The 13,894-nt window shown below is 45.8% G+C and carries 12 protein-coding genes and 1 pseudogene; 1 reads left to right on the top strand and 12 read right to left on the bottom strand.

Annotation, left to right across the window (positions count from 1 at the left end; genetic code table 11):
- Nucleotides 1–74 precede the first annotated feature (74 nt).
- From D1970_RS06615 to D1970_RS06605, 3 genes and pseudogenes are all read right to left on the bottom strand, one after another.
- Nucleotides 75–2,061: pseudogene (locus D1970_RS06615) on the bottom strand (molybdopterin-dependent oxidoreductase).
- A gap of 66 nt (nucleotides 2,062–2,127) precedes the next feature.
- The gene (locus tag D1970_RS06610; protein WP_119112104.1) at nucleotides 2,128–2,325 is read right to left on the bottom strand and encodes a DUF951 domain-containing protein; all 198 of its coding nucleotides are present in this window, start codon (nucleotides 2,323–2,325) and stop codon (nucleotides 2,128–2,130) included.
- 30 nt (nucleotides 2,326–2,355) lie between these two features.
- Nucleotides 2,356–3,237, bottom strand: coding sequence for a mechanosensitive ion channel family protein (locus D1970_RS06605; protein WP_119112103.1), 882 nt, complete (start codon nucleotides 3,235–3,237; stop codon nucleotides 2,356–2,358).
- Nucleotides 3,238–3,514: 277 nt separating this feature from the next.
- Between D1970_RS06605 and yyaC the strand changes: the two genes are divergently transcribed.
- Entirely contained in the window at nucleotides 3,515–4,138 is a 624-nt protein-coding gene (gene yyaC, locus D1970_RS06600) for a spore protease YyaC (RefSeq protein WP_119112102.1), read from the top strand.
- Between the two features lie 150 nt (nucleotides 4,139–4,288).
- Here the strand turns inward: yyaC and D1970_RS06595 are convergent, their stop codons facing one another.
- The 9 genes from D1970_RS06595 to spoIIIJ form a co-directional block, all read right to left on the bottom strand.
- On the bottom strand, nucleotides 4,289–5,002 hold the full coding sequence (locus tag D1970_RS06595; protein ID WP_119112101.1) for a DUF554 domain-containing protein: 714 nt from the start codon (nucleotides 5,000–5,002) through the stop codon (nucleotides 4,289–4,291).
- Nucleotides 5,003–5,114: 112 nt separating this feature from the next.
- Nucleotides 5,115–5,963, bottom strand: a complete 849-nt coding sequence (locus tag D1970_RS06590) for a ParB/RepB/Spo0J family partition protein (protein ID WP_119112100.1) — start codon at nucleotides 5,961–5,963, stop codon at nucleotides 5,115–5,117.
- Nucleotides 5,956–6,717, bottom strand: a complete 762-nt coding sequence (locus tag D1970_RS06585) for a ParA family protein (protein ID WP_119112099.1) — start codon at nucleotides 6,715–6,717, stop codon at nucleotides 5,956–5,958. The genes D1970_RS06590 and D1970_RS06585 overlap by 8 nt, the downstream gene beginning before the upstream one ends.
- Nucleotides 6,718–6,969: 252 nt before the next feature.
- Nucleotides 6,970–7,821, bottom strand: a complete 852-nt coding sequence (gene noc, locus D1970_RS06580; RefSeq protein ID WP_119112098.1) for a nucleoid occlusion protein — start codon at nucleotides 7,819–7,821, stop codon at nucleotides 6,970–6,972.
- Nucleotides 7,822–7,928: 107 nt separating this feature from the next.
- Nucleotides 7,929–8,645 carry a 16S rRNA (guanine(527)-N(7))-methyltransferase RsmG gene (gene rsmG, locus D1970_RS06575; RefSeq protein WP_119112097.1) on the bottom strand — a complete coding sequence of 239 codons (717 nt, stop codon included), beginning with the start codon at nucleotides 8,643–8,645 and terminating at the stop codon, nucleotides 7,929–7,931.
- A gap of 28 nt (nucleotides 8,646–8,673) precedes the next feature.
- Complete coding sequence (mnmG, locus tag D1970_RS06570; RefSeq protein WP_119112096.1) at nucleotides 8,674–10,563, bottom strand: tRNA uridine-5-carboxymethylaminomethyl(34) synthesis enzyme MnmG; 1,890 nt, start codon at nucleotides 10,561–10,563, stop codon at nucleotides 8,674–8,676.
- Nucleotides 10,564–10,638: 75 nt separating this feature from the next.
- Nucleotides 10,639–12,024 (bottom strand): tRNA uridine-5-carboxymethylaminomethyl(34) synthesis GTPase MnmE, encoded by a 1,386-nt coding sequence (gene mnmE / locus D1970_RS06565; protein WP_119112095.1) that lies wholly within the window; start codon nucleotides 12,022–12,024, stop codon nucleotides 10,639–10,641.
- A 449-nt stretch (nucleotides 12,025–12,473) separates the two neighbouring features.
- Complete coding sequence (gene jag, locus D1970_RS06560; protein ID WP_119112094.1) at nucleotides 12,474–13,097, bottom strand: RNA-binding cell elongation regulator Jag/EloR; 624 nt, start codon at nucleotides 13,095–13,097, stop codon at nucleotides 12,474–12,476.
- Entirely contained in the window at nucleotides 13,094–13,873 is a 780-nt protein-coding gene (gene spoIIIJ, locus D1970_RS06555; protein WP_119112093.1) for a YidC family membrane integrase SpoIIIJ, read from the bottom strand. The genes jag and spoIIIJ overlap by 4 nt, the downstream gene beginning before the upstream one ends.
- Between the last annotated feature and the right edge of the window lie 21 nt (nucleotides 13,874–13,894).

The following is a 13,894-nucleotide window of genomic DNA, read 5'->3' as shown; positions in this document are numbered from 1 at the left end:
AAAAAGACAAGCGCCCGTCTAGCAGCATATGGACTGGAGCAGACCGAATCCAGCTTGAGGCTGCCCTGTATAGACTAGCCGATTTTTTCAATATTGACGAGGCAATCGTACAGTGTGCTTCCCATTCCATTATCACTCTCAAGATCGGGAGTAAGAACATTGACAGGGCCTCCAAACCTTCTGCTGAGGCCTTCATCCACATTGATTGTTCCGCGGTGGGCTTTTTTCATGATGGATGCTTTTCCCTCAAGCTCCCCGCGACCATTCCACACTCGCACTCTATCCCCTTCTGAAATCCCCTTTTCAGCCGCCACATCTGCTGAGACCTCTACCTTGACGGATGGCTCTGGTGAAAATAAGTGATAATGCTGCGAATGGTTGGAACGTAGCGGGTGGATGCTTAGCAAAGAGTAAGGGTATTTTTCAGCCAGAACGGGATTACTCCATATCGTCTCATTTGGGAGTAATAAAGAAATACTTTTTCCTGAGTAGCTGAACTCATACTTACCGCTCCTTGTTTTAAATTTACGGTCATGCCAAGGAACAACATCAACAGGCAGCTCCGCATATTTCTCCAATCTTAGTTGATCCAGATTGATTCCATGCTTCTCCATGGATGACATCCCAAGCTTCAGCATTTCTTCCCTTGAAAAAGAAAAGTCATCCCGCATACCAAGCCTTGCAGCGAGTTCAGTCCATATCCATGCATCCGGTTTAGCCTCCCCCGGCGGGTCGGCAAGCTTTGGTCCATGGTTAACATAATGGTGGTACATCGAGGAATAATATATATCTTCCATCTCAAAGGGTGCAGCTGCCGGAAGGACATAATCCGCCAGCTCTGCCGTATCGGTCATGAACTGGTCCACAACAACGAGCGTTTTAATCGACGAGAATGCCTTGGCCGCTTTGTTTGTGTCTGGAAGCTGGGTCAGCGGATTCCCGCATGTCACAAACGCCATTTTGATCTCCGGGTCTTTTGCCGTGAGTATCCCTTCGGCCTGCTTCATCATCGTGAAGCTCCGCCCTCCGGTATTCCGATGCGGCATGGTGAGCGGTTCATAATCAAAACTCTGCCCTACCTGCCTGTTTGCATAGTTCGCTCCTCCGCCCTGTATGCCGACATTTCCGCTTACTGCAGCAAGGGCACTAATTAGGGAGATGGTGCTCCCCCCGTTGCGGTAACGCTGCATACCAAGACCAAGCATGGTTGACACGGGAGGCTGCCCGTATACTTTTGCGAGCATGGTGATGGATTCCATAGGGACTTCGGCCATTTCACTGATTCGTTCAAGCGAAATGCTGTTAATCAGCTCAAAGAGATCCGTAGACCCTTTCATATGGTTTTCGATGAATTCCCGGTCTTCAAGGCCAAGGCGCAGCAGTTCCTTCAGGATTCCTGCCGCCAGTAATCCATCATACCCCGGCTTGACTGAGATATATTCATCGGCCATTTTGGCCGTGCTGTTGAAAATTGGGTCGATCACCAACAGTCTTGCGCCGTCTGCTTTTGCTTTTCGAAGATTTTCATAGAGATGCATATTCGTCCTGGCGACATTCCTGCCCCAAATCACTATGTTCCTGCTATAGGCAAGATCACTGGGTGCATGGCTGTAAGCATCGCCAAAATCCCGGCACTGTGCTTCGACCCCCGCCCCCCAGCAAATCGAACCGGTCAGTTCTGTCACACCTCCAAAACAGTTGAAGAAGCGGCTGTTAAGGTTGGACAGGCAATCCGCCATTGGCATAATCATGGCTGTGCAGGATGGAGGCTGAACCGTACTTCTCTTTATTCTGCTTCATTGTTGCTGCAATCTCATCAAGTGCTGCTTCCCATGAAATCCGCTCGAACTTCCCGTTTATTTTTTTTAATGGATATAAAAGCCGTGTATCTGAGTTTGCTCTTTGTTCAAGCATTCTTCCCCGGCCGCATATTTTCCCTTTCGTGATCGGGTGTTCAGGATCGCCTTCCACTTTGGTGACTTTTCCGTCCTCGACCGTTACATTAAATCCACAGCTGTCCCAGCAGTTCAGCGGACAGGCTGAATGATATACCTCAGCCATCTCCACCCCTCCTTTTTCTGCCTCTTCTTTCATTTTCTCCGGTAACTGTTAAAAAAAGAAGCAGGATTAATCTCCCTGCCTCTCGAGAATCTTTTTTACCTTTCGGGTAAACTCTTTTCTAGGAATCATGACGCTGTGTCCGCATCCTTCACATTTAATGCGGAAATCCATTCCCATCCTGATAATCTTCCACCTGTTGGCCCCGCATGGATGGGATTTTTTCATTTCGACCACATCGTTCAGCTGGAATTCCTTCTGCTCCAAATTCTTTACCTCCAGTTGCCATCATTGATATTACTGTTTTCCAGTACTCTTTTCCTGCTTTGAATACATGACCATATGCGGGTACGGAATCTCAATGCCATGCTCGTCTAGGACGAGCTTTATTTCCTTTCGCAGTTCCCTTCCAATGTACCAGTGCTTCATTGGAACCGTCTCTGCCACAATTCTCAATACTACCTCGGATGCGCCAAAGTTCTGGACTCCAAGCAATTCAGGAGGCTTCACCAATTCTTCGTATTTCTCGGGAAGCTTATCGAGCAATTCCTGTAAAACTCTTTCTGTGTATTGAATATCACTGTTATACGATACACCAATATCAAGAACTACAACGCTGTTATATAGGGAGAAGTTAGTAACTTCAACGATGCTGCCGTTCGGCAGGATGTTTAATTCACCTGTAAAGCTCTTAATCTTCGTCGTTCTCAGACCAATTTCTTCCACAGTGCCTTCAAATTGGCCAATCCTGACAAAGTCGCCTACAGAAAACTGATCCTCGAAGATAATAAAGAAACCTGTAATAACATCCTTTACAAGACTCTGTGCTCCAAAGCCGACAGCCAAGCCGACAATCCCTGCACCTGCCAGCATTGCTTTAACATCAATCGTTAATATGGATAACACCGTCATGATGACAATGAAATAAACGACATATGTGAGGATATTTTCCAGCAACTTGACCAGCGTTGCCTCACGGCGTTCGGAAACGAGGGCCAACGGAGCTTTTATCCTCATTTTAAAGAAATTCTGGATTGCCAGCTTTCCAACCTTGATGACGAGCCCTGCGAGCAATAGAATCAGAACGATTTTCAAGGTCCCTTTACCTAAGGCCAGCCATAAACGTTCATCGAGAATAGTATCTGTTGTGTTTTGAACAAGGATTTCTGTTTTTTTCATAGACTCACCTACCATAATTCAATTAAAACAAATTTATTTTAACAAGTTTTATAATGAGATAAAAGGCATTGAATTTACCATTCCCTTTTATTCCATGATTAAATCTCATTGTATCACCAGACTATTCCTATCCGCGCGGAATTTGCCTGCTTCGGAAAAACCGGCTGTTTCCTGGGAAAGGCAAAAAATACCCGTTTCAATCTTTCTCATTTCAGGTATGTATAGATTACAAAAATTTTCCGTATACTGATACTACGAATATGAAGGAGTGGAGCCAATGAATCTCAAACCCCAGTTTTTTGACAAAAAAGGCCCTGTAGCCAAAGTCGGACATGAGGAAGAGCAATCAGCGGAAAAACTCGCGGAAGGGCTCCTCTCACGTATACCTGCCTTTACGACACGCCCGATTGTATTTGTCTGTATTGGGACGGACAGGTCAACAGGCGATTCATTGGGTCCGCTCGTCGGCACTCTGCTGAAAGAAAAAGAGATTTCCCCCTTCCATGTATACGGAACATTGGACGATCCCATTCATGCAGTAAACCTTGCTGATAAGCTTGAGGAAATAAAGAAAAAGCACTTCAATCCCTATATGATCGGAATTGATGCCTGCCTTGGAAGGCTGAAAAGTGTCGGGAGCATTCATGTTTCTGGAGGTCCGGTCAAACCTGGAGCCGGTGTGAATAAAGACTTGCCGGAGGTTGGCGAAATGCATATAACCGGGATAGTCAATGTCAGCGGATTTATGGAGTTCTTCGTACTGCAGAATACCCGCCTCAACCTTGTCATGAATATGGCAAAAGCAATTGCCGGGGGTATACATACAGCGAGCCGCCAACTCCCTGTAAAGCCTTCTTTTACTGCTCTTAAATGGGAGATCGAAAAGGAACAAATGCACTAAAAAAATAGCACCCATACACCGGCTGTACTCCTCATCGTGCAGCCGGTTTTTCATTGTTTACTAAGTATATTTTTACACATATAGAATTTAAATACATATTATAATCTGTTGCAAAAGCATGTCCAGGGACTATTAATAAACACCTTCTGCCTAGAAATACATCCGGTAGCCATACAGAATGAGGACAAGGAAGGCTGTGACCAGAATCCCTGGAAGCATATTGGCAACGCGGATCTTTGTCAGTCCTGTCAGGTTCAGACCGAGGGCAAAAATCATCAGGCCGCCTGTCGCCGTTAACTCAAGGATAAAACTGTCCATCAGCTCTTTCGGAATGAATTTGTCGATTTGGGTGGCAAATAAGGCGATGGATCCTTCGTACAGGATAACGGGAGCTGCCGAGAAAATGACGCCAATACCAAGCGTCGTTGCTAATACCAGTGCCGTAAAGCCGTCAATGATGGCTTTTGTATAAAGGACATCGTGGTCGCCCCGGATACCGCTGTCAAGAGCGCCAATGATCGCCATCGCTCCAATGACAAAAATAAGCGTTGCAGTCACAAACCCTTGCGAAATGCTTCCATTTCCATCCGAACCGAATTTATTTTCGAGCCAGTTTCCGACGGAGTTCAGCTTGTCCTCAAGCTTGAAGTATTCACCAATTGCCGACCCTGCTACAAGGCTGAGGATGACAATGAGGAAATTAGCGCTTTTAAAGCCCATCTGGAGGCCAAGGACAATGACGGAAAGCCCGATTCCATACATGACTGTTGTCCGCATGCTTTCCGGAATCCGGTGAAGAAATCTTCCGAGAATTGCACCAATGATAATCAGGAGTCCGTTCACAAGCGTGCCTAACAAAAACATGATGTTCACCCACTGGCTATTTATTTAGAATTGTGAAAATTCAATACTCCTAAATTACCATGAATTACGACGCTTTTGCCAGCAAAAAAATAAGCCATCATATGCTGATAGCTTAAGGTTTCTGTTGATCGAGAATTTCCAGAATCCGTTCAAGGTCATCATTGGAGAAAAATTCAATCTCGATCTTGCCTTTGTTTTTTGAAGTTTTGATATTTACTGTTGTTCCGAACCGCTCACGCAGCGAAAATTCACGGTCTCTGATAAAGACGTCCTTCACTGCCTTTGACTTTTTTGTTTCACGTGGAACAACTTCATTGTAATGTTGGATGAGCTGCTCAAGCTCGCGGACGTTCAGGCCTTCTTTTACCGTTTTCTCTGCAAGCGCAGGGAGCCTGTCCTTTTGCCTTAATCCAAGCAGGGCACGTCCATGTCCCATCGTGATTTTCCCTTCGGAAATCAATTCCTGTATCTTCGGCGGAAGTGAAAGCAGCCTGATATGGTTGGCAAGGTGCGGCCTGCTCTTCCCAAGGCGCTTCGCCAGTTCTTCCTGTGTAAGCTTGAGTTTTTCCATCAGCGTCTGGTAGGCTGTTCCTTCTTCAATCGGGTTCAGGTCTTCCCTCTGAAGATTTTCCAGCAAGGCCAATTCCATCATTTGCTGCTCGGTGAAATTGCGGACAACTGCCGGCACTCTTTCAAGCCCCGCTTCCTTTGCAGCCCGGAAACGGCGCTCCCCTGCCAAAATCTCATAACCCTTGATGCTTTTTCTGAGAATGATTGGCTGCAGAATTCCGTGTTCCATGATGGACAGCTTCAATTCTTCTATCGATTCTTTCTGGAATACTTTTCGCGGCTGGTAAGGATTCGGACGGATTTCTTTGATGCTGATTTCCTGTACAGTTTCTTCCTTCTCCGCTTCCATATTAAAAAAAGCGTTTAATCCTTTTCCTAAGCCTTTAGCCATTTGCAGCCACTTCCTTTGCAAGATCTAGATAAACCTCTGCTCCACGGGACTTTGGATCATAAATGATGATCGGTTCTCCATGGCTTGGGGCTTCACTAAGGCGGATATTGCGCGGAATAATGGTCCTGTACACCTTGTCCTGGAAATACTTCTTCACTTCCTCAATAACCTGGATGCCTAGGTTTGTCCGTGCATCCAGCATGGTTAAGAGGACACCTTCAATTTTCAAATCATGGTTCAAGTGTTTTTGCACAAGCCTGACCGTATTCAAAAGCTGGCTCAAGCCCTCAAGGGCGTAATACTCGCATTGCACAGGAATCAGGACTGCATCTGAAGCGGTAAGAGCATTGATAGTCAGAAGGCCAAGCGAAGGAGGACAGTCGATCAGGATGTAATCAAAATCGGCTTTCACTTCCTCAAGCGCTCTCTTCAGCCTTACTTCCCGGGAAATAGTCGGGACGAGTTCAATCTCCGCTCCGGCAAGCTGAATGGTAGCCGGGATTGTATACAAATTCTCTACGGAAGCTGGATGAATGACTTTTTTTGCTTCTACATCATCCACAAGCACATCGTAAATGCACTGGTCCACATCCGCTTTTTCAATCCCTACCCCGCTCGTTGCATTGCCTTGAGGGTCAATATCGACCAACAGTACTTTTTTTCCTATGTATGCCAAGCAGGCGCCCAGGTTAACCGATGTCGTAGTCTTGCCGACACCGCCTTTCTGGTTTGCAATTGCAATAATTTTGCCCACAATACCACCTACCTTCGAACCCTCTGTTAATAAGCATAGGTGTAAGCCCATGCCGAATCTTAATCTAATTGGAGCATTTTCCTGATGTTTATAGGAAATAAAACAATGACGGAACGAAAAATACAATCATGTATTCTATTTTAGCAGAAATTTTAAAATAGGTAGGAGTTTTTCGCAAAAAGACATAAACTAGCAATCTAGCTTTTTTCTTATGCAAAAAAATAGGGAACAGAATGTTCTGCTCCCCTACCGTTATTTTTTCTTAGGAATCCGAATGGTAAATTGATAGAAATCCTCAAGATCTTCTTCTTCCGCATCAAGATTGATTCCAGAATCCGAAACCATTGATAAAGACTGGCGGATGGTATTCACGGCTATCCGCATATCCTTGCTGAACGCTTTACGCTTTGGCTTTGGTTTCTGGTCAGATGCATTCAGCATTTTATTGACCCTGTCTTCCGTCTGTTTGACGTTCAGGGACTTCTCGATGATTTCGCCAAGAAGCGTCACCTGTTTCTCATTGTCCTTCAGGGCAATCAAGGAACGGGCATGGCGCTCTGTGATTAATTTATTCAATAAAGCCTCTTGCACTTCCTGCGGAAGCTTGAGCAGCCGAAGCTTATTGGCAACCGTGGATTGCCCTTTACCAAGGCGCTGTGCAAGTGCTTCCTGTGTAAGGTCATGGATTTCAAGCAGCTTTCCGTAAGCAATTGCCTCTTCAATCGGGGATAGCTCTTCCCTCTGAAGATTTTCAATCAAGGCAACGGATGCTGTTTCCGTATCATTTAAATTTTTAATGATTGCCGGCGCTTCTTCCCAGCCTAGCGATTTCATTGCTCTCCAGCGGCGTTCTCCGGCAATGATTTCGTACTTGCCCTGTTCATATTCCCTGATGACAATCGGCTGGATGATTCCATGCGTACGGATTGTCCTGGCAAGTTCATCAATTTTTTCATCGTCAAATACCGATCTTGGCTGGAATCGGTTTGGGACGATATCATTTATTGGGATTTTCCTAATTTCTTCATTTTCAGTCGGTCTGTCTGCCTGTAGCGGTTCTTCCTTTTCTCCAAGGCCAAAAAAACGCGAAAAAGAAGGCTTCATTCCCCTGCACCACCTTTATGAAACTCCCTGTAACATATTCTCTATATGAATGGCAATTTCCTGCCTGCAGTTCCCATTATAACCTAATTCGCACAATCAAAGTAACCCTATTCAATTGGTGTTTTGTTTGGAGTCCCAGGCTTCCTCGGATATTGCTTTGGTGTTTTCTTGTCTTTCGCTATCAAAACAATATTCCGCTCACTGTCTTCAACAGGCAGGGTAAATGGATACACTGAGGACAAGCTTCCGCCAAGAACAAAAACAGCCTTCTTTCCTGCCTCAAGTTCTTCTTCTGCCTGGGCGCCTTTCATTGCGATGAATGAACCGCCGATTTTGGCCAGCGGCAGACAAAGTTCGCTTAGGACAGACAGCCTGGCTACAGCCCTTGCCATAACCACATCATACTGTTCCCGATGCTCAGCCTTCTGCCCAAATGTTTCCGCGCGGTCATGGATAAAACGGGTGCCTGAAAGCCCCAGCTTACCGGATAGGTGCTCAAGGAAAGAAATCCGCTTATTAAGTGAATCAACAATCGTTACGTTCAAGTGAGGAAAAGCAATCTTTAAGGGGATGCTCGGGAAACCGGCACCAGCCCCGACATCACAAATTGAAACCGGTTTGCTGAAATCAAAGTAAAACGCTGCCGATATGGAATCGTAAAAATGTTTTAAATACACATCTTCTTCATCCGTAATCGCTGTCAGATTCATTTTTTCATTCCACTCAATCAGGGTGTGGTAGTAGGTCCGGTATTGGTCCATCTGTTCCCCGGAAAGCAAAAGCCCTTTTTCGGCAAGCATGGCCTGGAATTGATCTGGATTCATCTGCTGTTCCTTTCTGCATGGTCTGCACTTATTCGTTCGAAATGCGGGCGACTCTCCCCTGCTCAATATAGACAAGCAAAATGGAGATATCTGCCGGGTTGACCCCTGAAATCCTTGATGCTTGGGCAATGGAAAGCGGGCGCACTTTTTTCAGCTTTTGTTTCGCTTCTGTCGCAATCCCTGTTATAGCATCATAATCAATATTTTCCGGGATTTTCTTGTTCTCAAGTTTCTTCAGGCGATCGACTTGCTGAAGAGATTTTTCAATATAACCCTCGTATTTCACCTGGATTTCAACCTGCTCGGATACTTCCGAATCAAGAGGAACCTCCAGCGGTGCGAATTGAATCAGATCAGTATATGACACTTCTGGACGCTTTAAGAAGTCCGTAGCCCTTACGCCATCCTTCAGCTCGCTTCCACCAAGGGAACGGATCAGCTCCTGAATCTCTTTGGTAGGCTTTAAGATGATTGCATGCAATCGTTTTTTCTCTGCTTCGATTTCTTCTTTTTTCTGAAGGTACCGTGCAAACCGTTCATCGGAAATCAATCCAATGTCATGGCCCATTTCTGTCAGCCTTAAATCAGCATTGTCATGGCGGAGAAGAAGCCTATACTCCGCTCTTGAAGTAAGAAGGCGGTAAGGTTCATTTGTCCCTTTTGTCACAAGGTCGTCAATAAGGACACCAATATAGGCGTCGGAACGGCCCAGGATGACTTCTTCTCTTCCCAGCGCCCTTCTTCCAGCATTAATGCCTGCCATAAGACCCTGGCCTGCAGCCTCCTCGTATCCAGATGTGCCGTTGATCTGGCCGGCCGTATACAGGTTTTTGATCCGCTTTGTTTCAAGCGTCGGCCATAGCTGTGTCGGCACAATCGCATCGTACTCAATTGCATAGCCTGGTCGCATCATGACGACATTTTCAAGGCCCGGTACTGTTTTGAGGATTTGCTGCTGGACTTCTTCAGGCAAACTTGTTGAAAGCCCCTGCACGTAGACCTCCTGTGTATTCCGGCCTTCCGGCTCAAGGAAAATCTGGTGCCGCGGTTTGTCATTGAAACGGACGACCTTGTCCTCAATTGATGGACAGTAACGCGGGCCTGTCCCCTTGATCATGCCTGAATACATCGGCGAACGGTGGAGATTGTTGTCGATCAATTCATGCGTTCGTTCATTCGTATATGTCAGCCAGCACGGAAGCTGGTCAGTGATAAATTTCGTTGTTTCGTAGGAAAAAGCCCGAGGCACTTTATCGCCTGGCTGGATTTCCGTCTTTGAATAGTCGATCGTATTGCCGTGGACACGCGGCGGTGTCCCGGTTTTAAAGCGAACCAGATCAAATCCAAGCTCTTCCAGATGCTCCGATAGCCTGATTGAAGGCTGCTGGTTGTTCGGGCCGCTCGAATATTTCAACTCGCCAAGGATAATTTCTCCCCGCAGGAAAGTTCCCGTTGTAATGACGACAGTTTTGGCATGGTAAACAGCACCCGTGTTGGTGATGATTCCCTTTACGGTTCCATCCTCAACCAAAAGTCTTTCTGCCATTCCCTGGATCAATGTCAGATTCGGTTCATCCTCCATTGTCTTTTTCATTTCATGCTGATAGCTGAACTTGTCTGCCTGTGCACGCAGCGCCCTTACTGCAGGACCTTTCCCTGTATTCAGCATCCTCATTTGGATATATGTTTTATCAATATTCCGTCCCATTTCACCGCCGAGCGCGTCAATTTCTCTTACCACTATTCCTTTTGCCGGGCCTCCGACAGAAGGATTGCATGGCATGAATGCAACCATATCCAGGTTGATGGTAATCATGAGTGTTTTTGCTCCCATGCGTGCGGCCGCAAGACTTGATTCGCAGCCTGCGTGGCCTGCTCCAATGACAATGACGTCATAGCTTCCCGCATTATATTGCATACTGGCTGCCTCCTTTTAACTCAATATATAAATCGTCTTTTCTTTCCAAAGCTTTGTTTAGATGACCATAAATGATTATTTTCCAAGGCAAAATTGCGAAAACAGCTGGTCGATCAAGCTTTCATTGACACTATCGCCAATGACTTCACCCAACAGCTCCCATGAACGGGTCAGGTCGATTTGGACAATGTCAATCGGCGTACCTGCTTCCACTCCCCTGACTGCTTCTTCAATGCTGTTCTTGGCTTGTGTTAATAAAGCAATATGACGGCTATTCGAAACGTAGGTCATGTCCCCTGCTTCGACTTCACCGGAAAAAAACAGGGAAGCAATGGCTTCTTCAAGCTCATCAACACCCTTGTCCTCTTTAAGGGATGTTGTCACCATTTTATAGGAATGAATAAGCTGCTTCACTTCATCAAGATCCAGTTTCTGCGGCAAGTCCGTTTTATTGACGATCACAATGACATCCATGCCCTCCGCTGCCTTGAAAATATTCCGGTCTTCTTCCATAAGTTCTTCCGAATAATTCAGAACGAGCAGGATTAAATCGGCTTCTTTTAATACCTGCCGGGAACGTTCAACCCCGATTTTTTCGACAATATCCTCAGTTTCACGGATTCCTGCAGTATCCAGAAGCCTTAGAGGAACGCCTCTTACATTGACGTACTCTTCGATGACATCCCTTGTCGTTCCGGGAATATCCGTAACAATCGCTTTATTTTCCTGAACGAGGCTGTTAAGGAGAGATGATTTACCGACATTTGGACGGCCCACAATCACGGTCGCCAATCCCTCACGGAGAATTTTTCCCTGCTGCGATGTCTGAAGGAGCTTCTCAATTTCCTTCTGAACGTAGCCTGCTTTTTCAAGAAGCATTTGATGAGTCATCTCTTCCACATCGTCATATTCAGGGTAATCGATATTCACTTCAATATGGGCAAGCGTTTCAAGTATTTCCTGTCGAAGTTTTCTAATCAGCCTCGACAGCCGCCCTTCCATTTGGCCGAGCGCCACATTCATGGCCCTGTCTGTTTTGGCCCTGATCAAATCAATTACCGCCTCAGCCTGGGACAAATCAATCCGTCCGTTAAGGAACGCCCTTTTAGTGAATTCTCCCGGTTCAGCCAATCTAGCCCCTTGAACCAGCACTAACTGGAGAACCCTGTTCACGGAAACAAGTCCGCCGTGACAGTTGATTTCTACCACATCTTCCTTCGTAAATGTTTTTGGCCCTTTCATCAATGACACCATGACTTCCTCGGCGACTTGATCTGTTGCGGGATCCATAATATGCCCATAATGAATCGTATGCGACGGCATATCTGACAGCTTCTTCCCTCCAACACCCCTGAAGAGCCTGTCAGAGATAGAGATCGCTTCGTCCCCGCTCAGCCTGACGATGGCGATTGCCCCTTCCCCCATCGGCGTGGAGATAGCTGCTATTGTATCGAATTCCATTTATTTCACCCCGTTTCAAGTTAAAGTCTCACTCTATGTAAATCCAGCATCCCTGGATTTCCCGTTATCATCCTCTGTTGCTCTGTGGATTTTACAAATTTACAGGATACCACATCGTTCTCTAAAAAGACAGCTTTCTTTGGCCCGATTTATCCACAAACATTGAGAACAAACATAGTTCATTTTAACTTATCCACATGTGAATAACAATAAAACGAAATGAAAACATCTATTCCTGATTAGCGCCAATATATCCCCAGCAGCTGTTTTTGAATCCAAATTGTAACTATATGCAAACTAAAAGACCAAATCAAGATAAAATTCCTCAAAAAAAACAGCAGCCTTCTCAAAGAGGGCTGCCTTGAATTTCTTACTTTATTTATTTGTTCGCCCTTGATAGCCTGGACCGATTCAAAGGAACAAGTTTATAGAACTAAAGGATGTTATGGCTATTTTTTCACAGGGGAAATAACGATATGGCGGTGCGGCTCGCTGCCATCTGAATAGGTTTTAATTTGCTTATTCCCCATTAATGCCGTGTGGATCACTTTCCGTTCATAGGAAGGCATCGGTTCCAGCGCAACATCGCGGCCGGTCTTCACTGCTTTCTGGGCAAGGCGGCCTGCAAGCTGGATCAATGTATCGTTACGGCGATTCCGATAATCCTCGGCATCAACAAGAACAGTATAAAACTGGCTGGAATGCCGATTCATCACAAGCTGAGTCAAATATTGAAGGGAGTTGAGCGTCTGTCCTCTTTTTCCGATTAAAAGTGCGATCTTATCACCGGTTAAAATAAACTGAACAAGCTTTCCTTCTTTTTTTACTTCGACCTCAACTGGAGCGCCAAGCTGTTCGCCAATGGATTTCAAGTACTGAATCGCTTCCTCGAAAGGATCTATTTTCACCGTAACTTTAACGATGGCCGGCCGGGAACCAAAAATTCCGAAAATCCCCCGCTTTCCTTCGTCAATAACTTGGGTTTCAATGCGGTCCTGGCTTGTTTCTAATTGAGATAGTGCTGATATTACTGCTTTTTCGACAGTTTGTCCTGTAGCAGTTACCTGTTTCACTTCTTTGCTCCCCCCGAGCTGCCGGATGAAGTTTGTGTTTTCAGATCCGGACCTTTAATGAAATAAGTCTGGACAATCATAAAGAGATTTCCTACTACCCAGTACAATGACAAGGCGGCCGGGAAGTTAATCGCAAAGACAACAATCATGATCGGCATGAGCCATAGCATCATCGCCATTTGCGGATTCTGGTTTGCCGTTCCGGCCATCATCATTTTCTGCTGAATGAAGGTTGTGATCCCCGCAACAATCGGCAGAATATAATATGGATCCTTCTCGCCAAGGTCAAACCAAAGGAAACTATGTTCGGCAATTTCTCTCGTCCGGGAAATTGCATGGTAAAAACCGATCAGTATCGGCATTTGGATAAAGATTGGAAAGCAGCCAGCAAGCGGATTGACACCATGCTTTTGGAAAAGGCCCATAGTTTCCTGCTGGAGTTTTTGCTGTGTTTTCTGGTCTTTTGAACTGTACTTCTCTTTCAGCCTTTGCATTTCCGGCTGCAACGCCTGCATTGCCTTAGAGCTTCTAGTCTGCTTGATCATCAATGGCAGGATGGCTAACCGGATAACGATCGTAACGACAATGATGGAAAGCCCGAAGCTTCCCCAAAGCACATCAGCCATTTTCGTAATCAGCATGGAAAGCGGATAAACGATGTACTCGTTCCAAAAACCTGAGCTCTCGGCAGTGATCGGTTTGTTGTATTCAGTACATCCCGTCAGTACCGCCATGAGAAAAAACAGGCCGGCTATTAAAAATAGTCTTCTTTTCAAGCTTTTATTCCTCCTGACCGT

This window comes from Mesobacillus zeae, assembly GCF_003570705.1.
GTDB classification, from domain to species: Bacteria; Bacillota; Bacilli; order Bacillales; family Cytobacillaceae; genus Mesobacillus_C; species Mesobacillus_C zeae.
The sequence above is the reverse complement of the archived record's forward strand: the minus strand, read 5'-3'. Positions and strand labels throughout refer to the sequence as shown.

Coding starts and splice junctions, on each gene's coding strand:
- D1970_RS06605 (WP_119112103.1), bottom strand. CDS start 3,237: ATGAAAAAAACAGAAATCCTTGTTCAAAACACAACAGATACTATTCTC.
- yyaC (WP_119112102.1), top strand. CDS start 3,515: ATGAATCTCAAACCCCAGTTTTTTGACAAAAAAGGCCCTGTAGCCAAA.
- D1970_RS06595 (WP_119112101.1), bottom strand. CDS start 5,002: ATGTTTTTGTTAGGCACGCTTGTGAACGGACTCCTGATTATCATTGGT.
- D1970_RS06590 (WP_119112100.1), bottom strand. CDS start 5,963: ATGGCTAAAGGCTTAGGAAAAGGATTAAACGCTTTTTTTAATATGGAA.
- noc (WP_119112098.1), bottom strand. CDS start 7,821: ATGAAGCCTTCTTTTTCGCGTTTTTTTGGCCTTGGAGAAAAGGAAGAA.
- rsmG (WP_119112097.1), bottom strand. CDS start 8,645: ATGAATCCAGATCAATTCCAGGCCATGCTTGCCGAAAAAGGGCTTTTG.
- mnmG (WP_119112096.1), bottom strand. CDS start 10,563: ATGCAATATAATGCGGGAAGCTATGACGTCATTGTCATTGGAGCAGGC.
- mnmE (WP_119112095.1), bottom strand. CDS start 12,024: ATGGAATTCGATACAATAGCAGCTATCTCCACGCCGATGGGGGAAGGG.